Annotated in this window: 23 protein-coding genes; 12 read left to right on the forward strand and 11 right to left on the reverse strand. The window is 64.0% G+C overall.

Annotation, left to right across the window (positions count from 1 at the left end; genetic code table 11):
* Positions 1 to 52 precede the first annotated feature (52 nt).
* Positions 53 to 1,408: an aspartate aminotransferase family protein gene (locus SM766_RS06275; RefSeq protein WP_368947256.1), complete on the forward strand. Its 1,356-nt coding sequence runs from the start codon at positions 53 to 55 to the stop codon at positions 1,406 to 1,408.
* Positions 1,409 to 1,581: 173 nt separating this feature from the next.
* On the opposite strand, the gene SM766_RS06280 is transcribed toward SM766_RS06275, so the two are convergent.
* From SM766_RS06280 to SM766_RS06295, 4 genes are all read right to left on the reverse strand, one after another.
* Positions 1,582 to 2,316 carry an FkbM family methyltransferase gene (locus tag SM766_RS06280; RefSeq protein ID WP_368947257.1) on the reverse strand — a complete coding sequence of 245 codons (735 nt, stop codon included), beginning with the start codon at positions 2,314 to 2,316 and terminating at the stop codon, positions 1,582 to 1,584.
* A gap of 130 nt (positions 2,317 to 2,446) precedes the next feature.
* Positions 2,447 to 2,764 (reverse strand): 2Fe-2S iron-sulfur cluster-binding protein, encoded by a 318-nt coding sequence (locus SM766_RS06285; protein ID WP_347508644.1) that lies wholly within the window; start codon positions 2,762 to 2,764, stop codon positions 2,447 to 2,449.
* 30 nt (positions 2,765 to 2,794) lie between these two features.
* Positions 2,795 to 4,084: a type I glutamate--ammonia ligase gene (locus SM766_RS06290; RefSeq protein ID WP_368947258.1), complete on the reverse strand. Its 1,290-nt coding sequence runs from the start codon at positions 4,082 to 4,084 to the stop codon at positions 2,795 to 2,797.
* 179 nt (positions 4,085 to 4,263) lie between these two features.
* Positions 4,264 to 5,523 carry a cytochrome P450 gene (locus SM766_RS06295; protein WP_368947259.1) on the reverse strand — a complete coding sequence of 420 codons (1,260 nt, stop codon included), beginning with the start codon at positions 5,521 to 5,523 and terminating at the stop codon, positions 4,264 to 4,266.
* A gap of 79 nt (positions 5,524 to 5,602) precedes the next feature.
* Here SM766_RS06295 and SM766_RS06300 point away from each other — a divergent pair, with 79 nt between their 5' ends.
* Positions 5,603 to 6,310 (forward strand): type 1 glutamine amidotransferase, encoded by a 708-nt coding sequence (locus SM766_RS06300; RefSeq protein ID WP_368947260.1) that lies wholly within the window; start codon positions 5,603 to 5,605, stop codon positions 6,308 to 6,310.
* A gap of 6 nt (positions 6,311 to 6,316) precedes the next feature.
* On the opposite strand, the gene SM766_RS06305 is transcribed toward SM766_RS06300, so the two are convergent.
* The 3 genes from SM766_RS06305 to SM766_RS06315 form a co-directional block, all read right to left on the reverse strand.
* A complete protein-coding gene (locus tag SM766_RS06305) occupies positions 6,317 to 6,967 on the reverse strand; it encodes a GntR family transcriptional regulator (protein ID WP_368947261.1) in 651 nt (216 codons plus the stop codon).
* Between the two features lie 95 nt (positions 6,968 to 7,062).
* Entirely contained in the window at positions 7,063 to 7,377 is a 315-nt protein-coding gene (locus SM766_RS06310) for a DUF2834 domain-containing protein (protein ID WP_368947262.1), read from the reverse strand.
* 201 nt (positions 7,378 to 7,578) lie between these two features.
* The gene (locus tag SM766_RS06315; protein WP_065272560.1) at positions 7,579 to 9,219 is read right to left on the reverse strand and encodes a sulfatase-like hydrolase/transferase; all 1,641 of its coding nucleotides are present in this window, start codon (positions 9,217 to 9,219) and stop codon (positions 7,579 to 7,581) included.
* Between the two features lie 216 nt (positions 9,220 to 9,435).
* On the opposite strand from SM766_RS06315, the gene SM766_RS06320 reads away from it, so the two are divergent.
* On the forward strand, positions 9,436 to 9,972 hold the full coding sequence (locus SM766_RS06320; protein ID WP_368947263.1) for a GNAT family N-acetyltransferase: 537 nt from the start codon (positions 9,436 to 9,438) through the stop codon (positions 9,970 to 9,972).
* A gap of 18 nt (positions 9,973 to 9,990) precedes the next feature.
* Here the strand turns inward: SM766_RS06320 and SM766_RS06325 are convergent, their stop codons facing one another.
* From SM766_RS06325 to SM766_RS06340, 4 genes are all read right to left on the reverse strand, one after another.
* A complete protein-coding gene (locus SM766_RS06325) occupies positions 9,991 to 11,133 on the reverse strand; it encodes a nitronate monooxygenase (protein ID WP_368947264.1) in 1,143 nt (380 codons plus the stop codon).
* Entirely contained in the window at positions 11,130 to 13,100 is a 1,971-nt protein-coding gene (locus SM766_RS06330) for an acetyl-CoA carboxylase biotin carboxylase subunit (protein ID WP_368947265.1), read from the reverse strand. The genes SM766_RS06325 and SM766_RS06330 overlap by 4 nt, the downstream gene beginning before the upstream one ends.
* Before the next feature lie 14 nt (positions 13,101 to 13,114).
* Complete coding sequence (locus SM766_RS06335; RefSeq protein ID WP_368947266.1) at positions 13,115 to 14,731, reverse strand: acyl-CoA carboxylase subunit beta; 1,617 nt, start codon at positions 14,729 to 14,731, stop codon at positions 13,115 to 13,117.
* A 129-nt stretch (positions 14,732 to 14,860) separates the two neighbouring features.
* Positions 14,861 to 16,651: an acyclic terpene utilization AtuA family protein gene (locus SM766_RS06340; RefSeq protein WP_368947267.1), complete on the reverse strand. Its 1,791-nt coding sequence runs from the start codon at positions 16,649 to 16,651 to the stop codon at positions 14,861 to 14,863.
* Between the two features lie 298 nt (positions 16,652 to 16,949).
* Here SM766_RS06340 and pcaF point away from each other — a divergent pair, with 298 nt between their 5' ends.
* The 9 genes from pcaF to SM766_RS06385 all read left to right on the forward strand — a co-directional run bounded on the left by pcaF (position 16,950) and on the right by SM766_RS06385 (position 25,103).
* A complete protein-coding gene (gene pcaF, locus SM766_RS06345; RefSeq protein ID WP_065272555.1) occupies positions 16,950 to 18,152 on the forward strand; it encodes a 3-oxoadipyl-CoA thiolase in 1,203 nt (400 codons plus the stop codon).
* A 22-nt stretch (positions 18,153 to 18,174) separates the two neighbouring features.
* Positions 18,175 to 19,152, forward strand: coding sequence for a 1,2-phenylacetyl-CoA epoxidase subunit PaaA (gene paaA / locus SM766_RS06350; RefSeq protein ID WP_065272554.1), 978 nt, complete (start codon positions 18,175 to 18,177; stop codon positions 19,150 to 19,152).
* Between the two features lie 81 nt (positions 19,153 to 19,233).
* Positions 19,234 to 19,518: a 1,2-phenylacetyl-CoA epoxidase subunit PaaB gene (gene paaB / locus SM766_RS06355; RefSeq protein WP_368947268.1), complete on the forward strand. Its 285-nt coding sequence runs from the start codon at positions 19,234 to 19,236 to the stop codon at positions 19,516 to 19,518.
* Positions 19,518 to 20,279 (forward strand): 1,2-phenylacetyl-CoA epoxidase subunit PaaC, encoded by a 762-nt coding sequence (gene paaC, locus SM766_RS06360; RefSeq protein WP_065272552.1) that lies wholly within the window; start codon positions 19,518 to 19,520, stop codon positions 20,277 to 20,279. Before paaB ends, paaC begins: the two co-directional genes overlap by 1 nt.
* Before the next feature lie 121 nt (positions 20,280 to 20,400).
* Positions 20,401 to 20,874 (forward strand): 1,2-phenylacetyl-CoA epoxidase subunit PaaD, encoded by a 474-nt coding sequence (gene paaD, locus SM766_RS06365; RefSeq protein WP_065273708.1) that lies wholly within the window; start codon positions 20,401 to 20,403, stop codon positions 20,872 to 20,874.
* A gap of 10 nt (positions 20,875 to 20,884) precedes the next feature.
* Positions 20,885 to 21,958, forward strand: coding sequence for a 1,2-phenylacetyl-CoA epoxidase subunit PaaE (gene paaE, locus SM766_RS06370; RefSeq protein ID WP_065272551.1), 1,074 nt, complete (start codon positions 20,885 to 20,887; stop codon positions 21,956 to 21,958).
* 80 nt (positions 21,959 to 22,038) lie between these two features.
* Positions 22,039 to 22,800 (forward strand): Phenylacetic acid catabolic protein, encoded by a 762-nt coding sequence (locus SM766_RS06375; protein WP_274827623.1) that lies wholly within the window; start codon positions 22,039 to 22,041, stop codon positions 22,798 to 22,800.
* A 376-nt stretch (positions 22,801 to 23,176) separates the two neighbouring features.
* Positions 23,177 to 24,040, forward strand: coding sequence for a branched-chain amino acid aminotransferase (locus tag SM766_RS06380; RefSeq protein ID WP_065272549.1), 864 nt, complete (start codon positions 23,177 to 23,179; stop codon positions 24,038 to 24,040).
* Positions 24,033 to 25,103 (forward strand): AbrB family transcriptional regulator, encoded by a 1,071-nt coding sequence (locus SM766_RS06385; RefSeq protein WP_368947269.1) that lies wholly within the window; start codon positions 24,033 to 24,035, stop codon positions 25,101 to 25,103. The genes SM766_RS06380 and SM766_RS06385 overlap by 8 nt, the downstream gene beginning before the upstream one ends.
* The last annotated feature ends 8 nt before the right edge of the window (positions 25,104 to 25,111 follow it).

A 25,111-nucleotide genomic window follows, 5' to 3' on the forward strand; every position in this document is an offset into this window, starting at 1 on the left:
GCCTTTCCCCCACCGGCGCCGCCGGATGGCCCCGCAATCAGGAGCTCGTTCCATGAAAGATTCCAATTTCCTCAAAGAACATAACGCCAAATCACTCTGGCACCCGATGGCGCATCCGGCCGACAGCCTTGCCAATCCCCCCACCATCGTGACCGGCGCCCGGGGCGTTTCGATCACCGATGTTGACGGGCACGAGGTCGTGGATGCGGTCGGGGGCCTCTGGAACGTGAACCTCGGGTTCTCCTGCCAGCCGGTGAAGGATGCCATCGCCGCGCAACTGGACGTGCTGCCCTATTATTCCACCTTCCGGGGCACCACCAATGATCAGGTGATCCAGCTCGCTGAAGAACTGAAGGACTTTTTCGCGCCCGATGGCCTCAGCCGCGCGTTCTTCACCTCAGGCGGTTCGGATTCGGTGGAAACCGCCCTGCGGCTGGCGCGCCAATACCACAAGATCCGCGGGCAGGAGGGGCGCACCAAGTTCCTCAGCCTCAAGAAGGGCTATCACGGCACCCATATGGGCGGCGCCTCGGTCAACGGAAACGCGAATTTCCGCACCCAGTACGAACCGCTTTTGCCCGGCTGCCATCACATTCCGGCGCCCTATACCTATCGCAACCCCTTCAATGAGAGCGATCCTGAGCGTCTGGCGCAGCTCTGCCTGCAGGCGCTAGAGGATGAGATCGCCTTTCAGGGCGCGGGCACCATCGCCGCCTTCATCATGGAGCCGATACTGGGCGCCGGCGGGGTGATCCCGCCGCATGAAAGCTTCATGCCCGGCGTGCGGCAGATCTGCTCGAAACACGGGATCCTCTTGATCGCGGATGAGGTGATCACCGCCTTTGGCCGCACGGGATCCTGGACCGGATCGCGTCACTGGGGGGTGCAGCCCGACCTGATGTGCACCGCCAAGGCGATCACCAATGGGTATTTCCCCTTTGGCGCGGTGATGATCGCCGATGCGGTGGCCGACGTCTTTGAAAGCGACGAGAGCGGCAAGGCGGCCATTGGCCACGGTTACACCTACTCCGGCCACCCGGTGGGGGCGGCGGCGGCGCTGGCGTGTCTTGCGGAAACCAAGCGTCTGAACGTGCCGGAAAACGCCGCAGCGCGCGGAACGGAACTGCACGAGGGTCTTCTGGCGCTGAAGGACAAATACAGGCTCATCGGTGATGTGCGTGGTGGCCACGGGCTGATGTGCGCGCTGGAACTGGTTGGCGATCACGTCAGCAAGACCCCGATCGACAAGAAGACCATCGGCATGGTGCAGGAGGTTGCCTATCAATCGGGCGCCATGGTGCGGGTCTCTGGTCCAAATATCATCCTGTCGCCGCCGCTGGTGCTGGAGGCCGCCGATGTCAGCACCATCCTTTCGGCCCTTGATGCGGGCCTTGCTGCCGCCAGCTGATCTGCGCTCTGCTCTGCATTCGTGCGCGGGCGCCTGTGCCGGGCCAATGGCCCGGCACAGGCCACCAGATACCATGGCGGTCCCGAAGCCTCCGCTTCGGGACCGCGCCTCTCGGTGGCGCCGCTGACGCGGCGCGGCACCGGGGTACAGCCAGAGCACTTTATTTCGAGAATTCAGGTGGTTTCCGCTACAGAGGCCCCATCGCCCTCGACCTTTGCCTCCATCCGCAGACAGGTCCAGACGATACGGGTCGACTTCTCCGCGATGCGGGTAAATCCGGCATCCCGTAGCACATTCTTGCATTCCCGCATGCCGCCGATGCCATAGGCCTCTGGGTGAAATTCCAGCACCACGCCCCGGAAACCCGACAGATCCATGTGGCGCAGCAGTTCCAGCTCGCCTCCCTCAATATCCATGATCAGAACATTGGGCTGCAGTTCGGCACAAACCTCGGCAAAGGACCGCGTCGGCACCCGGACCAGGTCCGACGGACGTCCCTCCGGGTTCAGCAGGGAAGAGCCGAGGTAGCTGCTGCGCACATGGAATTCCATCGCCTCCGGCGCATCGGGCGCCGCCACCAGCACTTCGTTGCGCACCTCGATCCGTTCTTCCAGCCCGTTCATCGCATAAAGCGCGCGAGCCACCGGGATCAGCTGCGGGTTGGCCTCGAACGATAGAATACGCTCTGCCCCACTGTGGCGCGCCATCACGCCACCGACGACGCCGATCCCGGCGCCGATTTCCAGCACCCGGTCGCCCTTTTCGATCACATGCAGCGCACCGGCAATCTCCTGCCTCTCATAGCGGGCCGCGTTGATCCGTGCGATGCGCTTTTCATTGAGGAAGCGTGATTGCGGCACCAGAACGCCAAGACAATTGGCCGCCACGACATCGGGCTGCAATTCCAAATCGTCTGCCCTCTGCCCCGTCTCCGCCACGCGCTTGCCCTCGTCCCGTTGTTGGTCTGGCGCAGCCTGCGCAGCGCCCGGACCAAAAACAAGAGCAGCCGCGCCGGGCACCGCTGTTTCGCCGGGCGCGTTACTCTTCGGGCACGATCAGCACCAGCCCGTCCAGATCTGGATGCGCCTCGATCTGGCAGCTGAGGCGGGAGCTGTCGCGCCGTTCCTCGGCCATATCCAGCATCGCGTCCTCGAAATCCTCGGGCGCACCGCACTTGTCGGACCAGGCCGGATCCACATAGACATGGCAGGTGGCGCAGCTGAGTGTGCCGCCGCATTCACCGATGATCCCCGGCACATCATGAGCCAGCGCGGCCTGCATCAGGTTCTGCCCGTTTTCCGCTGCGCCGGTGATCTCTGTGCCATCCGGCAGTTTCCAGGTCACTTTCACTGTCATCTCTCCCCCACTCGGTCCCGCCTGCCGCAATCAGACAAAATGCACATAGAAATCGCGCATCCCGTCGCCTTCCAGATCGCGGGTCTTGCGCACTTCCTTGCGTTTCATGAAGACGTGGTTTGCCACCAGTTCCTCCCCGACTGCCTTTGCCAGAACCGTGTCGCGCTCCAGATCATTGACCGCGCCTTTCAGGTCGATCGCCGTGCCTTCGCGCGCATCGGTGCGGTCAAAACCGTCGCCGGTTTCCATCGGCGGCAGGGAGTAACCCTTCTCGACCCCCAAGAGAGACGCCTGCAGCACCGCCGCCACCGCCGTGTAGGGATTGGCCGAGGCATCGGCCATCCGGTGTTCCAGCCGCGCCTTGGCGCCGCCTTCGGAGCTGATCCTTGTGGTGACGTTGCGGTGATCGCCGCCCCAGTTCTGCCAGTACCCCGACAAGCTGCCGGGCTGCAGCCGCATATAGCTGTTGGCGGTCGGTGCAATCAGACCGGCCAGTCCCTTGTGGTGGTGCAGCACACCAGCAAGGCAACCGCGCGCCAGATCGTTCATGTGCTCGGGCCCGCCGCGTGGGCCGGAGGACAGAGCATTGCCGCCCGCCTCGTCCACGAAGGAATAGTTGATATGCATGCCCGATCCGCCCGCCTCGGCGATGGGTTTGGGCATGAAGGTCAGCACGATGCCGTATTCCAGCGCGATCTCCCGCGCCATCAGGCGGAACAGCACGATATCGTCCACTGCCTTCACCGCATCATCAAAGGTCAGCGTGTATTCGAACTGGGGGCTGTCGAATTCAGCGGTGATCATATCAAGGCTAAAGCCCATCTCATCCGCCATCGCCCAGATCCGGTCGTTGAACCGCAGGGGGTCAGCAAAAGGGCCGGTGCCATAGACCACGCCACCCGGCGCATCGTATGGCATCAGGCGGCCGTTCTCATCGGCCTGCAGGGCAAAGGCTTCAAGCTCGATCCCCACTTTCGGCTGCAGCCCCTTGGCGGACCAGGCCGCCACTGCCCGTTTCAGCGCCCCGCGTGGGCAAAGGGAGAGCGGCTCCCCCGCATCGTCGTAGAGATCGCCCAGCACCACCTTGGTCGAGGCATGCCAGCTGTCGCGGATATCATCGTGCAGCCATTTCAGCTCCATATCCGGCAAGCCCTGTTTGACCAGCGATCCGGGCGCATCCAGCAGGTCCTTGTCGTAATGGGTGCCAAAGACCGAGCGGCAGAACCGCGTGGCATCGTCACCGATCTTGGAATTGGGGAGGTATTTTCCCCGCATGATGCTGAGGTGATCGCAGAACATCGCGCGCAGGCGGGTCTTCATAGCTCAAGGTCCTTCCTGTTGGACGGGCTGCGGCATCTTTTGCGTGCCGTTATGCCCATATCATTTCACCCAATCACCAGAGGACAGCGGCCGACCTCGGGTGGGTGCGTAAGCGCCCTCCCGTGCGGGAGGTCGGGCGCTGTCCGGGCCTTTGCCCCGGACCAAAGGTTTATCCCAGCCTATGCCGCCTTAACCCGCACCGGCAATTCCTTGATGCCGCCGACAAAGTTGGAGCGCAGGAATTTATGCGGCCCCGCCGCCTCGATATGCGAAATCCGCTTGGCCAGTTCCTGAAACAGCACCGTGACCTCCAGCCGGGCCAACCACATGCCAAGACAGACATGCGGGCCGAACTGCCCAAAGGACACATGCCGGTTGGGGCTGCGCATCAGGTCGACTCGGAAGGGATCACCGAAATAGCTTTCGTCCCGGTTGGCCGAGATGAACCAGTAGAGCACCTTGTCGCCTGCGCGGATCGTCTTGCCGTGCATCTCAACGTCGCGGGTCGCGGTGCGGCGGAAGTAAAGCGCGGGCGTGGCCCAGCGGATGATCTCATCCGCCGCCGTCTCCCACACCGCGCCGCCCGCCTGCATCTGCGCGAGCAGCTCGGGCTGATGGCACATGGCCTGAATGCCAGCGGCGATGGAATAGCGCGTGGTATCGTTGCCCGCTGCAACAAGCAGGCAGAAGAAATTGCGGAACTCGGTCTCGGTGATGGTGGATCCATCCTTGGCCGGTTCCAGGATCAGGTTCAAAACGCCAGAGGTGTCGCCCTTCTTCGCCTTCGCCTCCATCAGCTCCTTGGCATAGACATAAAGCTCTGCCCCGGCGGGGGAGTTGAAGGGCATCATCCGGAATTCATCCGTGTCCATCTTGTCAAGAACATGGGTGGTGAAATCCGGGTCCGTATTGGCAATCAGCGCATCGCCCTTTTCCACCAGCCAGGGCAGGTCTTCCTCCGGCAGGCCCACCACGCGCCCCAGCATCCTCATTGGCAATTGCCGGGCAATTTCCTTGGTGGCGTCAAATGTGCCCTTCGCCAGCGCCTGATCCAGGATCTCGGCACAAAGCGTGCGAATATCCTCTTCGTATTGCGCCATGGTGGTCTTGGAGAAGGCCTTGATCAGCTTCATGCGCACCTTGGAATGCTCCGGCGGATCAGTCTCCTGAAAGGTGCGGCGGGCGAGGTATTCCTCGTAGGACTGATCCTCCATCCGGATACCGCGCGCCGAGGAAAACACCTCGGTGTTCTTGTTCATCGCGGTGATGTCTTCATAGCGGGTGACGGACCAGTAGTTTTCACCGCCCGCATAGTCCGTCCAGTGCAGGGGATCGTCGCGGCGCAGCCGGGCAAAGGTGTTGTGCGGCGCGCCATTGGCAAAGGTGTCGTGGCTGCTGAGATCGGCAAAGCCGTCGTCCTGCGGTGTCCAGATCGTCATGAGGGGCTTCCCGAATGGTTGCTTTGTGTATATTATTAGACCTCATAAATATGTAAACGAAAATCTTGCGAGGCATATCATGCACTTGGCCATTCTGATGACCAACACGGACGAGAGCGACTTTGCCGCGCATCACCCCAAGGATGGTGAGAAGTTCACGGACCTCATCCATATGGCCCGCCCCGGCTGGGACGTTTCGGTCTTTTCGGTAAAGGATGGCGTGTTCCCCAAGGACATCGCGGATTTTGACGGTGCGATGATCACCGGCAGTCCGGCCTCGGTCCGTGATGATCTGCCCTGGACCCCGCCGCTGATGGATCTGATCCGGGACATGAACGCCCGCAAGCAGCCCCTCTTTGGTGCCTGTTTTGGCCACCAGGCCGTGGCGCAGGCCCTTGGCGGTGCTCTTGGTAGCAACCCTTGCGGCTGGGTGCAGGGGCTGACGCTCAACACCTTGCAGGACACCCCGCCCTGGGCGCGGGAGCTACCCGATCCCCTGCGCCTTTATGGGTCTCACAAGGAATGCGTCTGCGCCATGCCGCAGGGCGCGGTGCGGACAGCCACCAGCAACGGCATGATCGCGGGGTTCACCATCGGCCGCCACATCTGGACCACCCAGCATCACCCGGAAATGAGCCATGGCTTCATCACCGCCCTGACCGAGGAAATGAAGGGCATGTTGCCGGAAGATGTGCATGCGCAGGCTGTGGCAAGCCTTGCGGAGACATCTGATCAGGCCCGCTTCGCCGAGGCGCTGGCGCGGTTCTTCGAGCAGGGCATCGGCTGAGGCAGCTCAGCCCAGCGCCGCCAGCAGATCCATCACCGTGACCTGATCAAATTGCACATGAGCGGCCATCTCGGCCTCCGCTGCTGCGCTGTCATGCGCCGCAATCAACCCAGCCAGCCTGCGGTGGTCCTTGGCCGATTGCGCGATGGAACCGGGATAGCGGTAGCGCGCCCGGTAATAGGCCATCAGTTTGCGCGCGTTCGTTTTGATCATCTCCACAAGGAAGGGATTACCCGAGCCAAGCGCGATCACCTCGTGAAAGCGCAGGTTTAGCTGATAGTAACCATCGGGATCGCCGTCGCCCTTCTCGGCCGCGTGCGCCTCGCAGGCAGAGACGATGCGCTCCAGCTCTTTGCCCTGCGCCTTTGTCATGCGGCGCGCGGCAAGGCCCGCGGCCTGTCCTTCCAGCTTGGCGTGCACTTCGAGGATGGCGAGGAATTCCTCCAGCGTCGGCTTGAACAGCACCGCGCCCTTCCTCGGCAGACGGCGGATCAGCCCGGCGGTTTCCAACTGGATCAGCACCTCCCGCACTGGCGTGCGCGAGACGTTGTGCCGGGCCACAAGACCGGCTTCGTCCAGCACATCGCCCGGACTCAGCCGCCCGGCGTCGATATCGCTGAGGATCGCATTGAGTAGCTGCTCGCTCTGCCCGGCCATGCCTGTTCCGTTCTCCCGCCTCTTTGGCTTTGGCCGCAGGATAGGGTGCCCCCCGGCCAGAGGCAACGGCGCCCGGCCCCGGCAGTCTGACAAGATCAGGTCGGGCCCATCCGCCCTTCGCGCATCCAGAGATACAGCGGCAGTGCAAGGGATAGCCCAACGGTGCAGCCTGCAGGTAGGACCAACCACCAGCGGCGCAGGCCCAGATCGCGGGCGTCCCGCCAGCTCCAGACCCAGAACACCAGCATCGACAGCAGAACATCGGCAGAGAACCCTGCCGCCGCGCCATTGGCAAACAACCCACGCAGAAAGGCCGGGATATCAATCCCGTTGAGGGCAAAGAAGGAGCCGAAGAACAGCCAGGGCACCAACGTGCCGATGATGGCTGAGACGGCATAGAATGTGCGCATCCGATCTCTCCTCACGAAGGGGGCGGAAGGCTCCCGCGCCCGCAGGACCACCAGCGGGGCCGGGTCGTCCCTGGCGGCCTTGGGCATGGCACCGTGCTTTGCACGGTGCAGCGCCGCGCCCTGCGCGGCGCCCGGCCCAACGGGCCTGCGTCCTTTTTCAAAAGGACCCGGCCGGGCGGGAGCCTCCCCGTATTGCCTGCCCTATTCTGACGGAACAGCGCCCCTGTATTTCGCTGTCAGCTCGGGCGCCAGCTCATCCGGTTCATAGACGCCCAGCAGGATGCCCTTGCGCGGCGCCTTGCCACGGCGTGCGGCAATCTGTTCATCCGACAGGGTGATGCGCTGGGACATGCGCAGCCCCCAGGCCAGCAACCGGTCGTACATCAGGTCGATCACCTCGGCATGCTCGGCGCTGGCGCCCAGATCCACCAGCTCGTCCGGATCGGTTTCCAGATCGAACAGCATCGGGCGCAGGCCGCCTTCGGCATGCATGAACTTCCAGCGCCGGTCCACCACCATGAACAGCCGCGCATCCTTTGGCGCCAGCCCCAGCGTTTCGCAGATCGGGTTGGTGGCGTAATCGAATTCGGCCACCGCATGATCGCGCCACTCGGTTTCCTCCCCGCGCAGCAGCGGCATCAGTGAGCGCCCCTCCAGGATATGCGGCGCCGGAGCGCCGCCCGCGACCTCAAGGAAGGTGGGCAACAGGTCGATCGCCTCCACCAGCTCATCACAGGTAGTGCCCCGGGTGACATCGGCCTCGGCGCGCGGATCGTAGATGATCAGCGGCACCTTGATCGACGGTTCGTGAAACAGGTTCTTCTCGCCCATCCAGTGATCGCCCAGATAATCGCCATGGTCCGAGGTCACCACGATCATCGTGTCCTTCATCCGCCCGGTCTCTTCCAGCCAGGCGAACAGTCGGCCCATCTGGTCGTCGGCCTGCTTGATCAGCCCCATGTAGGCGGGGATCACCCGCTCGCGCACTTCATCACGCGAGAATGTCTTGCCGATACGGTTGTTCATCATGCCGCCAAAGACCGGATGCGGATCTTCCCGCTCCGCTTCCGAACGCACGGCGGGTAGCACGTGTTCGGGGCCGTACATGTCGTGATAGGGCGCCGGAACGATATAGGGCCAATGTGGCTTGATATAACTCAGATGCGCGCACCAGGGCTGATCGCCCTTCGCCTCAGCCTGCGTGATGAACTCCATCGCCTGGGTGGTCAGCCAGGGGGTTTCGCTGTCCTCCTCGGCGATATTGGCAGGCTTGTCGGCATTGACCATGAACCAGCCCGAGGCGACGTCATTACCCTCGACCCCGGCATTGGCAAAGTCGTTCCATGGGTTTTCGCCAGGATAGCCCTTGGATTTCAGGTATTCGTTATACGGGCTGCGCTTGGCATCGTAGAACCCGTCCGGCCCCTCGGCCCAAAGCCCGTCGTCGCGAATGAATGGATCAAAGCCGCATTCGCTCTGCCGCACGCCGATCACACTGTCGGGCGCCAGCCCCAGACGCTCCATCCCGTCGGCATCGGCCACCATATGGGTCTTGCCGATCAAATGGCAGCCCATCCCGGCACGGCGCAGGTGATCGCCCATAGTCCATTCCCCAACCCGCAGGGGATAGCCGTTGAACTGCACCCCGTGGCTGGAAGGATAGCGCCCGGTATAGCTGGACATCCGCGACGAGCCGCAGGTCGGCGACTGCACATAGGCGCGGGTAAAGCGCACGCCCTTTGCTGCCAGCGCATCGATATGCGGCGTCTGCAGATGAGGGTGCCCCGCACAGCTGAGGTAATCGAACCTCAGCTGGTCAAACATGATGTAGAGAATATTCATCGGCGCTCCCCTCCCGTTGCTCCGCGATTTGTCCGCAAACTATTAAACAGGTGAAGCAAGAAGGCCAGCCGCAAAAGCCTAAGATCAGCGCACCCGGCCTGTTGCCGCCACACCGCAACCACAGCGCGAAATGCAGGCGCGCCATTTCCACCGCTGCCGGGATGTGATCCCTGTTGCGGCGCAACGGATGCGCAGACAGAAAACGGAAAGACCCCCATGTCCGCAAAGCCCCAAACCAAACACCTCCTGCAGCTGCGCCCGGCAAAAACCACCGATTGCGCCGCGCTGGCGGCGCTGTCGATCGAGGTCTGGACCGGCACCTACCTGCGCGAGGGCGTCAATGACACCTTTGCCACCTTTGTGCTGGAGGCCTTTACCCCCGCCCATTTCGCCGCGCTGCTGCAGGACCCGGGTGAGACGCTGATCGTGTCGCAGAACCGGGTCGGGATCGATGGTTATATCCGGATCACCGAAGATCGCCCCTCACCAGTCGGCGGCACAAACACCGAGATCACAACCCTTTACGTGCAGCCGCGCCACCACGGGCGGGGCATCGGACAGGCGCTGTTACGGGCTGGACTGGACCATTGCCGCGCCAAGGGATTGGGCGCGCCGTGGCTCTCCACGAACTCCGAAAACACTCCCGCCATCGGGTTTTATCACCGTCACGGATTTGCCTCGGTTGGCGAAACCGTCTTTGAGATCGACGGCACCGGCTATCCCAACACGGTGCTGCACTACACCGGCGATTGACCGCTCCGGCCCTTTGCCTCAGCCCTCCAGCGCCGCCTGAAGCCTTTCGTAGCCACGCAGGAAATCCTCCTTGAAGGCCTGCACCACCGCGCCTGCGGACATGGCCTGCGTCATCAGACCAACGCCCTGCCCGACCCAATAGGTGGCCAGCTCCTGTGCGCCTGCATCGCCTGTCTGGCTCAGCTGGTCGATCCGCGCCAGCGCCGGTTCAGATACCAGCGTCTGCAAGGGCATCGGCAGCGGTTTGGGCGCGCCTTTCCCTTCCCAGGCCTCGGTCCAGCCGCTGATGAGCTGGCGCGAGGGCTTGCCGGTGCGCGACCGCGCCCGCACCGTATCGGCGCTGCTGGCCGCCAGCATCTTTTCCTTCACCACCGGGTTGGTCTCCGCCTCGGTGGTGGTCAGCCAGACCGAGCCGCACCAGGCCCCCGCCGCCCCCATCGCCATGGCGCCCGCCATCTGCGCGCCGCTGGCGATGCCGCCCGCCGCCAGCACGGGCACATCAGCGCCCATATCGGCGATGGACTGAACCACCTCGGGCACCAGCACCATGGTGGAAATTTCACCCGTGTGCCCGCCGGCCTCTCCGCCTGCGGCAACGATGATATCCACCCCGGCCGCGACCTGCGCGCGGGCGTGCTGTGCCGTGCCCACCAGCGCCGCCACGGCGACGCCTTGTGCCTTGCCCATCTCCAGCATGTCGGCAGGCGGCACGCCCAGCGCATTGGCAATCAGCGCGATGGGGTGGCGAAAGGCGACCTCCAGACTGCGTCGTGCCCCATCCGCACTGATATTGTCGCGAAAGACCAACAGCTCCTGCCGCCGCGCGTCCAGATCACCGGGATCAAGGCCCTTGTCGCGCAGCACCGAGGCCGCGAATTCCTTATGCCCCTCGGGCACCATGGCAAGGATCTGTTCGTCAGGAATGTCCTGCCCCTTGGCCTCGAACTTATTGGGCACGATCAGATCGACGCCATAGGGTCGCCCGTCCACGTGATCGTCGATCCAGCTTAGTTCCTCTTCCAATTGCTCGGGGCTCATCATCGCGGCGCCAAAGACGCCCATGCCGCCCGCATTGGTGACGGCGGCCACCACATCGCGGCAATGGGAAAAGGCAAAAAGCGGAAATTCAATGCCAAGCTGCTTGCACAGATCCGATTTCATGCCGCGCCGCCTGCCACGTCGATGGAAACCAACAGATCGCCTGCCTTGACCTGCGTGCCTGCGGCGACCGGAACCTCGACCACCACGCCAGCAGCGGGGGCAAGGATTTCATGCTGCATCTTCATCGCCTCCAGCACCGCGAGGCGGCTGCCCGGTTCAACATTGTCGCCCACCACGACGCAGACCTCCAAGAGCGCGCCATGCATCGGCGCGGTGATCTGGCCATCAGCCTCTCCTGCTGCCGCGCTGGCCCCGGCGCGGATGCGCGTGACCTCGAAAATGCGCGCGCCCGTCGCCAGGAAAAGACAATCGCCCTCCATATGAGTGTGCCGCAGATCCGCGCGGGTGCCATCCACGCGCAGCGCGCTGTCCAGCCCGGTCACTTGATGCGACCACTCCCCCCCTGCGACGGTCAAGACACCGCCCATCTCGCTGAGCCTCAGATCATGGACCGCCTCACCGGCAGCGATCTTCAGCCGCGCTTGCAAAGCCCCTTGCGCGGACCAGCCAAGAAGCTCGGGCGCAACGCCGCTGGTCTTGGCCATCGCCGCCTGATCACTGCGATAGATCAGCGCCGCCGCCAGAGCGACCTCTGCCGAACCAAGCGGTGCGGTCAGATCCTCAGGCAGATGATCTGCAATGAAACCGGTGGTGGCCTTCCCCTCGGCGAACTCGGGATGGTTCAGCACCCTGAGCAGGAAATCGCGGTTGCTCGCCGGGCCGAACAGCGCCAGATCCTTCAGTGCGCCGATCAGCCGTTCCAACGCCTCGGCCCGGGTCGCGCCATGGGCGATCAGTTTCGCCAGCATCGGATCGTAATAAGGAGAGACCTCCTGCCCGCTGGCAATCCCCGCATCGACGCGGATGCCCGTGCCAACCGGGGGCTGCCACTGGGCAATGCGCCCGGCCTGCGGCAGGAAATCCTGTGCGGGGTCCTCGGCATAAAGGCGCACCTCAATGGCGTGGCCGGTCAGGGTCACATCCTCTTGCACGATGCCAAGGGGCTGCCCCGCCGCCACGCGGATCTGCAGCGCCACCAGATCCAGACCGGTGACCATTTCGGTGACCGGGTGCTCCACCTGCAGACGCGTGTTCATCTCAAGGAAGTAGAAGGCACCGCTGTCGTCCAGCAGGAACTCCACCGTGCCGGCGCCGACATAGCCAATGGCGCGGGCGGCCTCCACGGCGGCGGCGCCCATGCGGGCGCGCAGATCCGCATCAAGCGCCGGGCTTGGCGCTTCCTCCACCACCTTTTGATGGCGGCGCTGCACGGAACAATCGCGTTCGCCCAGATGGATCGTGTTGCCATTCCTGTCGGCAAAGACCTGTATTTCCACATGGCGCGGGCGGATCACCGCTTTTTCCAGGATCACCTCGTCTGATCCGAAGGCGGACAAAGCCTCGCTTTGCGCCAGCCCCAATGCACCTGCGAACTCCGCTTGCGCCTCCACCAGACGCATGCCGCGCCCGCCGCCACCTGCTGCTGCCTTGATCATCACCGGATAGCCGATGCGCGCAGCCTCTGCCGCCAAGACATCCGCCGACTGATCCTCGCCCTCGTATCCCGGCACACAAGGCACCCCCGCCGCGATCATGCGGCGCTTGGCGGCGGCCTTGTTCCCCATCAGCGCAATCGCCTCGGCACCGGGGCCGATGAAGATGAGGCCCGCCCCTGTGCAGGCGCTTGCGAATTCGGCGCTTTCCGACAGGAAGCCATAGCCCGGATGCACCGCATCCGCACCCGCCTCCCGTGCCGCCGCGATCAGTTTTTCCGCCGCAAGATAGCTGTCGCCCACTGGCCCCGCGCCAATGCAAATGGCGCGGTCGGCAAAAGCCACATGCGGGCTGGCGGCGTCCGCCTCGGTGTGGACCGCGATGCAGGTGATGCCCATGGCGCGGGCGGTTTTCATGATGCGCAGGGCGATCTCGCCTCGGTTGGCCACAAGGAGTGATGTGATCTGTGTCATGTCCGTCTCCCCCGTCATGCCCGCGCCACGCCAAAGGCGTTGGGCCGCAAATCGCGCGCGCGCCCTTCGGCGCAGGTGGCAAGGCAAAAGCCGATCACCCGGCGTGTGTCACGCGGATCGATCATCCCCATGTCGAGCATATGGCCCGAGGTGTAAAACGCATCCGATTGCCGGTCGAAATGCGCTGTGATCTTGGCCCGCTGGGCGGCAAGTCGTTCCTCATCCACCGGGAAGCCCTTGCGTTCGGCGGTGCGGCGGGCGACCTGCTCCATGGTCAGCGCGGCTTGTTCGCCGCCCATCACGCCGGTCATGGCATTGGGCCATGTGAACAGGAAGTCGGCGCCAAAGGCATGGCCGCACATGCCATAGTTCCCGGCCCCGAAACTGGCCCCCACATAGAGCGAGATCTTGGGCACCCGCAGGTTTGTGACCGCCTGGATCATCTTGGAGCCGTGTTTGATCATACCGCCGCGTTCATATTCGGTGCCGACCATGTAGCCGGTGGTGTTACCCAGAAAGACAACCGGCGTGCCCGCCTGATCCATCGCCTGCAGGAAATGCGTCGCCTTGGTGGCGCCGTCCGGGTCGATGGGGCCGTTGTTGGCGAGGATCCCCACCGGCTGCCCCATTATGCGCGCCTGCAGACACAGGGTTGCAGGCCCGTAGCCCGGTTTGAAATCCAAAAGGCGCGAGCCATCCACGATCCGCGCCGCGACCTCGCGCATGTCGTAGGGTTTGCGGTAATCAACCGGCACAACGCCTGCGAGTTCATCGGGATCGTGGTGCGGCGCGTCATAGTCTGGAACCTGCGCAGCCCCCGAAGGCCAGCCCAGCCCGGCGACCACATCGCGGGCGATTTCGATCCCGTGGGCGTCATCCTCGGCCAGGTACTCCACCAGTCCGGTCACCTCGGCGTGCATCTCGGCACCGCCAAGGTCGACGTCCTTGGCGACCTCTCCGGTGGCGGCCTGCACCAGCGCGGCACCCGCCAGCATAGCCATGCCGTTGCCCTTGACCCCGATCACATAGTCCGACAGGCCCGGCTGATACGCGCCCCCGGCGGTCGATGCGCCATGCAGCACCGTGATCACCGGAATGCCTGCCGCCGAGAGCCTTGCAAGCCCAGCAAACATGCCCCCGCCATGGGCCCAGAGTTCCACCGTGTAGCGCATCAAATCGGCGCCCGCGCTTTCGACCAGATGAATAAAGGGCAGCTTCTGGCGATGCGCGATCTCCAGCGCGCCCAGCGCCTTGTCCACCGATTTGCCGGTCATCGCGCCCGCGTTGATCCCCGCATCATCGGCAAAGACCATGCAGCGCACACCCGAGACATAGCCGATCCCGGTGATGATCGAGGCACCGGGGATCGAGGTCTCGGGATCCGGGTCATCCACGAGGTATGAGGCCATGTTGTAGAGTTCGACAAAGGGCATGCCGGGATCCAAGAGCGCCGAGATCCGCTCACGCGGGGAGAGCTGGCCACGCTTGTCAAAGACCGGGCGGCGCTCATCGGATTTCGCGGCCGCGCGGGCCTCAAGCGCGCGCATCCGATCCACCAGCGCCAGCATCTCGGCGCGGTTCTGCTGAAAGGCATCGCTGGCCGGGCTGATCCGGCTTTGAAAGACTGTCATGTCACGGCTCCCTGTATCATCTTGCCTTGTCCCGCCCGGCCAACAGGCCGGGCAGCGCCCGTCCGCCCCCATGGGCGGGCGCTTCGCTTCCGCCCGCGGACGAGCTCTGCCCTTCTGGCTGACACTTCGTTATTCATCCCACTCCCCCAGCAGATCCGCATCCACCGGCACCGGGGCGGCCAGCAGCAGCTGGGCGTATCCCTTGGCCTGCGGGTCATTGCGCAGCGAGGAGGTGCCGCCCCCGCCCAGCGCGCCATGCAGCAGGATGTTCATCGACGCACTCCCCGGCAGGTAGAACCGCTCAATCCGGCCTTTGGTGAAATGACCAAAGACGCGGGTCAGGTGGTCCGCGTCCAGCGCGGACCAGATCCAGGGCATGAAGTCTGGGCGACGGGCGAGAATGCCAATATTGGCGGTGTCACCCTTGTCACCGCTGCGCCCATAGGCCAGGCGCACGAGCGGCACCTCGACCACCCTATTCGCTGCCGAAGCTACCGGCAGCGCAGGGCGCCTGGGCGGATCGGCGGGCTGCGGCGCAGCCGCCGGGATCTCGACCTCTCCCGCCCCGTCACGCAGGGTGACCGACACCTGATCCTTTGGCGTGAGGTAGGAAAACAACGCCAGCACCGGGCTAGGCCGGGGCCGTGTGCCCGCAAATCCTGAAAGGCCCGGCGGAGTGGCAAGACCCAGGCCGGTTGCCTCTTTCATGAACAGCCCCACGGCGCGGGCATCGACGTGGCGCACGGCGATCTTGGCGGCGACCTCGCGCGCAGGCGGACTTTGGCGCATCGCGCCGAACTGGCTTTCGGTGCCGATCAGCTCCACGCTGACATCGGTGAAATCCGGCGCGTTCATGCGGGTCAGAGACGCGCGGGTCCGCGCCAGCGCCGCATCGGCAAAGGCCTGGGCCTTTTCCTCGGCCTCCAGCCCGTAGAAGGTAAAGATATGCCCGCCGCGATAGCCATCGGCATGGGTGAGGCAGGTCTTGTAGTCGCCGGGGACGCCGCGCCCCTTGGCCCCCGCCACATGCACCCGGTTCGGAGCGGTCTCTGTCAGTGTCACATTCGAGAAGTCACAGATCACATCCGGCAGCACGTAGGATTGCGGATCGCCGATCTCATAGAGCATCTGCTCGCCCACCGTGCCGCAAGAGACCAGCCCGCCGGTGCCTTCGGGCTTCACGACATCAAAGGAGCCATCGGGACAGACTTCGGCAATGGGATAGCCAATGCGGTCCAGCCCCTGCACCACATCGCGCCAATCGGTGAAATTCCCACCGGTGGCCTGCGGTCCGCATTCCAGGATATGCCCTGCCAGTGACCCGCCTGCGAGCCGGTCCAGATCCTGCGGCGCCCAGCCGAAATGATGCATGCAGGCGCCAAGGGTGACGGCGCTGTCGACGCAACGACCTGTAATGACGATATCAGCGCCCCGGTCCAGCGCGGCGGCAATGGGAAAGGCGCCAAGATAAGCGTTGATGCTGGCGATCTTGTCCTTGGGCGGGAAAGGCGCGCCCGAGAACATCTCGACCGGGCCTGTTGCGGCGATCTCTTCAGCCTGCCCGGTCAGATCGTCGCCTTCGATGGTGGCCACTTTCAACGACAACCCCTGCCGGGCGATTTCCTCGCGCAGGGCTGCAGCACAGGCGCCGGGGTTCACCCCACCCGCGTTGGAGATGATCCGCACACCCTGCGCCGCGATCTGGGACAGGTTGGGCGCCATGGCGCCGCTGACGAAATCCGTGGCGTAGCCTGCGCCCGGATCCTTGGCGCGCGCGCGGGCCAGGATCGCCATGGTGATCTCGGCCAGGTAGTCATAGACGATGAAATCCAGCCCGCGCGCTGCCAGCAGTTGCGGTGTGGCCAGCGCAGCATCCCCCCAGAAGCCGCTGGCGCCGCCGATGCGCAGAATATCCGCCATGTCCTCTCCCCCGTGACGCAATGCGCCTGTTTCAGGCCTAGCAAAGCTGTCGCGATGTCCTCCGCACCACAACAGACCGATCGTTCTGTTTCAGCCTGCCTGAAAGCGCAGGCAGGCCGCAACAGAAAATCCGCGCCGATGGAAAAGGACGTTAAGTCATTCAGATTCCGACAATGTGTTACAGATTTTCCAATCATCTACCTTTTACGTTACATTTTGCTTGCCGCGAATCGCTGCTTTAATGTACACCGACTACACGGTCGGCTAATTTTTGAGCCAAACAGGAGACGCGAACCCCATGGATGCATTCATCTGCGATGCCACCCGGACCCCCATTGGCCGCTACGGCGGCGCCCTCAGCCAGGTCCGCACCGACGATCTGGCCGCTGCCCCGATTGCCGCGCTGGTCGCGCGCAACCCGGACGTGGACTGGGCCAGCATTGACGATGTGATCTTTGGCGATGCCAACCAGGCCGGGGAAAGCAACCGCAACGTGGCCCGCATGGCGGCCCTGCTGGCAGGCCTGCCGGTGGATGTGCCCGGCACCACCATCAACCGCCTATGCGCATCCGGCATGGACGCAGTGGGCATGGCCAGCCGCGGCATCCGCGCCGGAGACTATGACATGGCCATCGCAGGCGGCGTCGAAAGCATGAGCCGCGCGCCCTTCGTGATGCCCAAGGCAACCAGCGCCTTTACCCGCGCCAATGCGGTTTACGACACCACCATCGGCTGGCGCTTCGTGAACAAGAAGATGCACGAGATGTATGGCACCGACTCGATGCCGCAGACCGCTGATAACGTTGCAGAAGATTATGATATCTCGCGCGAGGATCAGGACGCATTCGCCGCCCGCAGCCAGGCCCGCTGGGCCAGCGCACATGAGGCAGGCGTCTTTGCCGAAGAGATCACCCCGGTGACCATCCCGCAACGCAAGGGCGATGCCCTGGTCGTGGACACCGACGAACACCCCCGCCCCGGCACCGGCGCCGACAAGCTGGCGAAGCTGAAGGGCGTCAACGGCCCGGACAAGAGCGTGACCGCAGGCAATGCTTCGGGCGTCAACGACGGCGCCGCTGCCATCCTGATGGCGAATGAGGCAGCCGCGGCCAAGAACGGCCTGAAACCGATGGCCCGCATCGTCGGCATGGCCGCCGCCGGGGTCGAACCCCGCGTGATGGGCATCGGCCCGGTCCCCGCGACGCAAAAGGTTCTGGCCCGCACCGGCCTCACCATCGACCAGATGGACGTGATCGAACTCAACGAGGCCTTCGCCTCGCAGGGGCTTGCGACCCTTCGCGCCCTTGGCGTGGCGGACGATGCGCCCCATGTTAATCCCAATGGCGGTGCTATCGCCATCGGCCATCCGCTTGGCATGTCCGGCGCCCGGCTGGTGCTGACCGCCGCCTATCAACTGCAACGTACTGGCGGGCGCTACGCGCTGTGCACCATGTGCGTTGGTGTCGGACAGGGCACCGCCCTGATCCTTGAACGTGTGTAATCAGTAAGGGAGGAAACGCGCTATGTATGCTCAGATGGTGAAATCCGAGGCCACGCAAGACGACCCCGAAAAACTCGCCGCCTTTCAGGCGCGGATCGACCGGGGCGAAAAGATCGAGCCCAAGGACTGGATGCCCGAGGGCTATCGCAAGACGCTGATCCGCCAGATCGGCCAGCACGCCCACTCGGAAATCGTCGGCCAGCTGCCCGAAGGCAACTGGATCACCCGTGCCCCGACGCTGGAGCGCAAGGCGATCCTGCTGGCCAAGGTGCAGGACGAGGCGGGCCATGGTCTGTATCTTTACTGCGCGGCGGAAACGCTGGGTGTGTCCCGTGACGAGCTGACGGAAATGCTGCTGGATGGCCGCATGAAGTATTCCTCGATCTTCAACTACCCGACGCTGAACTGGGCCGATATCGGCGCAGTGGGCTGGCTGGTGGACGGCGCTGCGATCATGAACCAGGTGCCGCTGCAACGGACCTCGTTCGGCCCTTACAGCCGCGCCATGATCCGGGTCTGCAAGGAAGAAAGCTTTCACCAGCGCCAGGGCTATGACGCCATCCGCAAGATGGCCGAAGGTACGCCTGAGCAGAAGAAGATGGCGCAGGACGCGCTGAACCGTCTGTGGTTCCCGTCGCTGATGATGTTCGGTCCCTCGGACAAGGATTCGGTGCACTCGGCGCAATCGATGGCCTGGAAGATCAAGATGAACACCAATGACGAACTGCGTCAGAAGTTCGTCGACCAGACCGTGCCGCAGATCGAGTTCCTGGGTCTTGAGCTTCCCGATCCCGGCATCAAGTGGAACGAGGAACGCGGTCACTATGATTACACCGATCCCGACTGGTCGGAGTTCTTCGACGTGATCCAGGGCAACGGCCCCTGCAATACCGACCGTCTGGCCGCGCGCAATGACGCCTGGAAAGACGGCGAATGGGTCCGTGACGGCCTGCTGGCCCACGCCCAGAAAAAGGCCGCGCGCAAACACGCCGCCGAATAACCGACCCAAGCCTTATCTGCCCCCTGCCCAGTCCATCATAGACCTGCGGCAGGGTGGCCCCTCAGCCAGGAGGAACACCCCATGAAACATGAATGGCCCCTTTGGGAAGTCTTTATCCGCGGTCAGCATGGCATGAGCCACCGCCACGTCGGATCGCTGCACGCGCCGGACGCCGAAATGGCGATCAAAAACGCTCGCGACGTCTACACCCGCCGCAACGAAGGCGTGTCGATCTGGGTGGTAGAGGCGAAAAATATCGCCGCTTCCTCGCCCGGTGACAAAGGCCCGCTGTACGAGCCGTCGGAATCCAAGGTCTACCGTCACCCGACCTTCTTTGACATCCCCGAAGAAGTGGGAGCGATGTGATGACCCGCGAGGAAGCCTTTACTCAGTTCCTTTTGCGGATGGGTGACAACACCCTGATCCTGGGCCATCGCGTCAGCGAATGGTGCGGCCACGCGCCGGTTCTGGAAGAGGATATCGCGCTGGCCAATACCGCGCTCGACCTCATCGGCCAGACCCAGATGTGGCTTGGCCTTGCGGGCGAAGTGCAGGGTGAAGGCAAGAGCGCCGATGACCTCGCCTTCCTGCGCGACGTCTGGGATTTCCGCAATGTGCTGCTGGTCGAGGTGCCGAACGGCGACTTTGGCCGCACCCTGATGCGCCAGTGCCTGTTCGATGCCTGGCACTCGATCCAGCTGGGTCACCTGATGAAATCCAGTGACGAACGGGTCGCCGCGATTGCCGCCAAGGCCAGCAAAGAAGTCGCCTATCATCTGGAACGCTCGGCCGATACGGTCGTAGGTCTGGGCGATGGCACCGAGGAAAGCCACCGCCGCATGCAAGAGGCGCTGGACTACCTCTGGCCCTATGTGGGCGAGATGTTCCAGTCCGACGATGTGGACGCGGAGATGGTGAAGGCGGGTATTGCGCCCGATCCGGCCAGCCTGCGGGATGATTTTGATGCGCTGATCGGCCGGATCATGGGCGAGGCAACGCTGACCATCCCGGACAGTTCCTTTGGTCACAAGGGCGGGCGCACCGGCAAGATGCACACCGAGCACCTGGGCCACCTGCTGACCCATATGCAGTGGCTGCAGCGCGCCTATCCCGGCGCCAAGTGGTAACGACAACCGCATCACAGTAAGGGCACCCCCGGCCTCGGGTGGGGGTGAAGCCCCCTCCCGTGGGGGAGGTCGGGGGCTGCCCGGCCTATCGACCGGGCAAAGCTAAAGTGGAGTGAGCCACATGAGCCAAACAGTAGACAAGCCAAGCGTGGAGCAGATCTGGGAATGGCTGGACGCCGTGCCCGATCCGGAAATCCCGGTGATCTCTCTGGTCGATCTCGGCATCATCCGCGGTGTCGCCTGGGACGGCGATACGCTGGAGGTGGCTGTCACCCCGACCTATTCGGGCTGCCCTGCGACGGCGGTGATCAACATGGATATCGAAACCGCCCTGCGCGATCACGGGGTCGAGGACATCCGCCTCAAAACCCAGATCGCCCCGCCCTGGACCACCGACTGGTTGTCGGAAAAAGGCCGCGCCAAGCTGGAAGAATACGGCATCGCCCCGCCGCAAGCGGCAGGCGGCCCGGAAAAATGCCCCCATTGCGGCAGCAAGAACGTCACCCGTGTGAGCCAGTTCGGCTCCACCCCGTGCAAGGCACACTGGCGCTGTCAGGACTGCCTCGAACCCTTTGATTATTTCAAGTGCATCTGAGGAGACCTCCATGGCGCGCTTTCACGATCTAGAAGTCACCGATGTCCGCAAGACGATCCGCGATGCGGTTGTTGTCTCCCTGAAGCCCGCCAATGGCGCGGCGGCGGAGTTCGATTTCACCCAAGGCCAGTACCTGACCTTCCGCCGCGATTTCGACGGCGAGGAGCTGCGTCGCAGCTACTCGATCTGCGCGGGCAAGGAGGACGGCATCCTGCAGGTCGGCATCAAGCGCGTCGATGGCGGCGCCTTTTCGACTTGGGCCAATACCGATCTCAAACCCGGTGACACCCTACAGGCGATGGCGCCGATGGGCACCTTCTTCACGCCGCTCGATGCTGGCGCCGAAAAATCCTACCTCGGCTTTGCCGGCGGATCCGGCATCACCCCGGTACTGTCGATCCTGAAGACCACCCTGGCGGCCGAGCCAAATTCGACCTTCACGCTGGTTTACGCCAACAAGGGCGTCAACACGATCATGTTCCGCGAGGAGCTGGAGGACCTGAAGAACCTCTACATGGGGCGCTTCAACGTCATCCACATTCTGGAAAGCGATGCGCAGGAGATCGACCTCTTCACCGGTCTGGTGACCGAGGAGAAATGCGCCCAGCTGTTCGAGCACTGGATTGATATCGACAACGTCGACACCGCCTTTATCTGCGGGCCGGAACCGATGATGCTGGGCATCGCCGCAGCGCTGCGCACGGCTGGCCTGAAGGACGATCAGATCAAGTTCGAACTCTTCGCCAGCGCCCAGCCCGGCCGGGCCAAGCGCAAGGCAAGCGCCGCCGATGCGGCCAGCAACGCGAACCAGACCTCTGCCGCGATCACCCTTGATGGCGCCACCCAGACCATCGAGATGGGCAAGGACACCACCATCCTGGATGCGGCGCTGGAGAACGCCATGGACGCGCCCTATGCCTGCAAGGCCGGGGTCTGCTCCACCTGCCGCTGCAAGGTGCTGGAAGGCGAGGTGGAAATGGTCACCAATCACGCGCTCGAAGATTACGAGGTCGAAAAGGGCTACGTCTTGTCCTGCCAGGCCTATCCTGTCACCGATAGGGTGGTCGTGGATTACGATCAGTAATGCATTTCATGGCGCGCCCTTCCGGGCGCGTCTGTGTTTAAGGGCCCGTTTCACAGGGCCGAATTCAGGGAGGATCAGATATGGCCGAGGACATGAGCCTCAGCAGCTATCTTGCGCAGGGCGGCAAGCTCACCAATCCATCCAACGTGCCGCCGCGCTATCGTGCGGAACTCTTGAAACTGATGGCGACCTTTGTCGACAGCGAGCTCGCCGGGGCGGCGGGCTTTGCCGATATCATCAACGAAGGTCCCGGCATCAAGGCCCGCATCGCCGCCGCCAAGATCGTGCTGGAGAAATCCGACAATGCCGACAAGGTGCTGCGGATCATGGGGGAATTCGGCGCCGATACCGAGGCCTACGCCGATCACCATCCCTGGACCGCGCGGTTGACCCGCGATGCCGACATCGGCCAGAGCCGCAGCAAGCACGACATGCGCCTTGCGGTGTTCAACTACCCGCTGGAAGGCTGGCTTGACGCGGTGGTGATGAACCTTCTGATGGGCCGCGCTGTCACGGTGCAGCTTGGGGAGTTGTCGCAGGTGTCCTACCAGCCTCTGGCAGAGGCTTTCCGCAGCATCGCCCCGATCGAGCAGCGCCATGCGGAGCTGGCCGAAGAGGGGCTGACCCAGCTGGTAGAGAACGGCGAGACAGCGCAGGCGCAGGAAGCGGTGGACTACTGGTGGCCCCGCGTTGCCGCCTCTTTCGGCTCGCAAACCTCGGAGAAATTCGACGGGCTGCGCGCGATGGGCCTGCGCCATGACACCAATGCCGAGCTGCACGACCGCTGGGCCGCAGACGCGGGTGCGATCCTTGGGAAGCTGGGCCTGACACCGGGCAACTGAGCCGCTCCGGTCCCCCAATCCGGCGCAGGTCCCGACACAGGGTCCTGCGCGGTCTCCCAGTAAAGCGCCCATATAGTCAGGCGGGCAGGCAGGCGGGGCACTCCCGCCCGGACGCTGCGCATCACAAATGCGCCTTGTCCCCTTGGGCCGGGCGCGCGCCGGGCGGCGCGCGCAAAGCGCCCGATCCTCGGTGTTTTCCCATTTGTTTCGCGTGCGAAACAGCTTGCCAGCTCCTTGTCCCGGCGCGCAGTGGCAACGCAACACCTCCACAGCCCCCACACACCCATGTGCAAAGAAGCGCCGACCGGGCACTGGACCTTGCCCGAAGAGCCTCCTAGTGTCCCGGGGACGCAAGACATTTTGAAAGGCCCCGATCATGGCAGCTGGCAGCACCATCCACACCTACTTCAACGGTCAGTGGCACGACGGGGACGTGCCAATCATGTCCGCCGCCGACCACGCGGCCTGGCTTGGCTCTTCGATCTTTGACGGGGCGCGGCTGTTTGACGGGGTGACGCCGGATCTGGATCTACACTGCGCCCGCGCCAATGCCTCGGCCTCGGCGCTGATGATGAAACCAACCGTCTCGGTCGAGGATATGGTGGAGATCACCCGCGAGGGGCTGAAACGCTTTGCCCCCGGCGCTGCGGTCTATATCCGCCCGATGTACTGGGCCACCGATGGCGATGCGACGATGATTGCGCCCGAGCCGGAGACCACCAAGTTCGCGCTCTGCCTGGAAGAGATCCCGATGGCCCCGGCGGATGCCAGCGCCACGCTGACCCGCACCCAGTACCGCCGCCCGGTGCTGGAAAACGCCGTAGTCAACGCCAAGGCCGGCTGCCTTTACCCCAACAACGCCCGCATGCTGCGCGAAGCCCGCGCCAAGGGCTTTGCCAACGCGCTGGTGCAGGATGCCATGGGCAACGTGGCCGAAACCGCTACCGCCAATATCTTTATGGTGCGCGATGGCGAGGTCTTTACCCCCATCGCCAACGGCACCTTCCTGGCCGGCATCACCCGCGCCCGTCACATCAAGAACCTGAAAGCCGACGGCGTCACCGTGCATGAGACCGTGCTGAGCTTTAAGGACTTTGAGGAGGCCGACGAAGTCTTCATGTCCGGCAACATGAGCAAGGTCACCCCGGTCACCGCTTTCGACGACCGTCAGTATCAGATCGGCCCCATGGCCCGCCGCGTGCGTGAGATGTATTGGGACTGGGCTGCCACACATGGGTGAGTGGCGGCAAAGCTTTCTGACCATCGCCGTCGGCGGGGTCGGAGCTTTGATCGCCTCCCTGATCCATATGCCGATGGCCCTGCTGGCCGGGCCTGCCATCGGCGTCAGCCTTGCCGGGCTCTGGGGCGCACCGATGGATATCGCGCCCCGGCTGCGGGATGCGGCGTTTCTGGTGATGGGGCTCAGCATCGGTTCGATGGTCAGCCCCGAAAGTTTTGCCGCCATGATGCGCTGGCCAGTGGCCTTTGGCCTGCTGGCGGCCCTGACCATTGTCACGCCCTTCGCCGGGCGTAGCCTGGTGCCCCGCATCCTGCCGTTTGAACGACACGAATCCTTTCTCGCCGCCGCGCCCGGGCATCTGGGGCTGGTGATCGCGCTGGCGGACAGCCTGTCTCTGTCCCTGACGCGGCCGATGGTGCTGGCCTCGATCCGGTTGATGTCGCTGACCCTGCTGGTGCCGCTGGGGGCAACCATTGCGGGGATGGAGATCGGTTTTGGCCTGCCGGGCAGCGCTGCGGTGACACCACTGGGCTGGATCGCGATCCAAATCGCCATCGCCCTTGCTATCGCGCCGCTGCTGCGCCGGATCAAACTGCCCGCCCCGACGCTGATTGCCGGGATAACCGTCGCTGCGACGACCCATCTTGGCGGCTGGACTGCGGGCGGGTTGCCCGGCTGGGGGGCGCAGGGCGCGCTGATCCTGATGGGCAGCCTTATCGGGGGACGCTTTACCGGCATGAGCTGGCGCGAATTGCAGGGCAGCCTGCTGGCGGGCGGCGTGATCGTCCTTCTGACCTGCGGGCTGGCAGCGATAGCGGCCCTGCCGGCGGCCTATCTGTCGGGCCTGCCGCTGTTGGATGTGCTGCTGGGATTTTCCCCCGGCGGGCTGGAAACCATGATCATTCTCGGCGCCGCGCTTGGCGCCGATCCTACCTTTGTCGCGGCGGCGCATCTGTTCCGCCTGATGGTGCTGGCGGTGGTCCTGATGCTCTACGCAACCCGGGTGGCAAACAGCGCCGCACTGAAAAGCAATGGACAGGACGCGGCCCCTCGGGCAGATTGATCAGGATT

This window comes from Pseudophaeobacter sp. A-200-2, assembly GCF_041008815.1.
GTDB classification, from domain to species: domain Bacteria; phylum Pseudomonadota; class Alphaproteobacteria; order Rhodobacterales; family Rhodobacteraceae; genus Phycobacter; species Phycobacter gallaeciensis_A.

Coding starts and splice junctions, on each gene's coding strand:
- SM766_RS06275 (WP_368947256.1), top strand. CDS start 53: ATGAAAGATTCCAATTTCCTCAAAGAACATAACGCCAAATCACTCTGG.
- SM766_RS06285 (WP_347508644.1), bottom strand. CDS start 2,764: ATGACAGTGAAAGTGACCTGGAAACTGCCGGATGGCACAGAGATCACC.
- SM766_RS06290 (WP_368947258.1), bottom strand. CDS start 4,084: ATGAAGACCCGCCTGCGCGCGATGTTCTGCGATCACCTCAGCATCATG.
- SM766_RS06295 (WP_368947259.1), bottom strand. CDS start 5,523: ATGACGATCTGGACACCGCAGGACGACGGCTTTGCCGATCTCAGCAGC.
- SM766_RS06300 (WP_368947260.1), top strand. CDS start 5,603: ATGCACTTGGCCATTCTGATGACCAACACGGACGAGAGCGACTTTGCC.
- SM766_RS06305 (WP_368947261.1), bottom strand. CDS start 6,967: ATGGCCGGGCAGAGCGAGCAGCTACTCAATGCGATCCTCAGCGATATC.
- SM766_RS06310 (WP_368947262.1), bottom strand. CDS start 7,377: ATGCGCACATTCTATGCCGTCTCAGCCATCATCGGCACGTTGGTGCCC.
- SM766_RS06315 (WP_065272560.1), bottom strand. CDS start 9,219: ATGAATATTCTCTACATCATGTTTGACCAGCTGAGGTTCGATTACCTC.
- SM766_RS06320 (WP_368947263.1), top strand. CDS start 9,436: ATGTCCGCAAAGCCCCAAACCAAACACCTCCTGCAGCTGCGCCCGGCA.
- SM766_RS06325 (WP_368947264.1), bottom strand. CDS start 11,133: ATGAAATCGGATCTGTGCAAGCAGCTTGGCATTGAATTTCCGCTTTTT.
- SM766_RS06330 (WP_368947265.1), bottom strand. CDS start 13,100: ATGACACAGATCACATCACTCCTTGTGGCCAACCGAGGCGAGATCGCC.
- SM766_RS06335 (WP_368947266.1), bottom strand. CDS start 14,731: ATGACAGTCTTTCAAAGCCGGATCAGCCCGGCCAGCGATGCCTTTCAG.
- SM766_RS06340 (WP_368947267.1), bottom strand. CDS start 16,651: ATGGCGGATATTCTGCGCATCGGCGGCGCCAGCGGCTTCTGGGGGGAT.
- pcaF (WP_065272555.1), top strand. CDS start 16,950: ATGGATGCATTCATCTGCGATGCCACCCGGACCCCCATTGGCCGCTAC.
- paaA (WP_065272554.1), top strand. CDS start 18,175: ATGTATGCTCAGATGGTGAAATCCGAGGCCACGCAAGACGACCCCGAA.
- paaB (WP_368947268.1), top strand. CDS start 19,234: ATGAAACATGAATGGCCCCTTTGGGAAGTCTTTATCCGCGGTCAGCAT.
- paaC (WP_065272552.1), top strand. CDS start 19,518: ATGACCCGCGAGGAAGCCTTTACTCAGTTCCTTTTGCGGATGGGTGAC.
- paaD (WP_065273708.1), top strand. CDS start 20,401: ATGAGCCAAACAGTAGACAAGCCAAGCGTGGAGCAGATCTGGGAATGG.
- paaE (WP_065272551.1), top strand. CDS start 20,885: ATGGCGCGCTTTCACGATCTAGAAGTCACCGATGTCCGCAAGACGATC.
- SM766_RS06375 (WP_274827623.1), top strand. CDS start 22,039: ATGGCCGAGGACATGAGCCTCAGCAGCTATCTTGCGCAGGGCGGCAAG.
- SM766_RS06380 (WP_065272549.1), top strand. CDS start 23,177: ATGGCAGCTGGCAGCACCATCCACACCTACTTCAACGGTCAGTGGCAC.
- SM766_RS06385 (WP_368947269.1), top strand. CDS start 24,033: ATGGGTGAGTGGCGGCAAAGCTTTCTGACCATCGCCGTCGGCGGGGTC.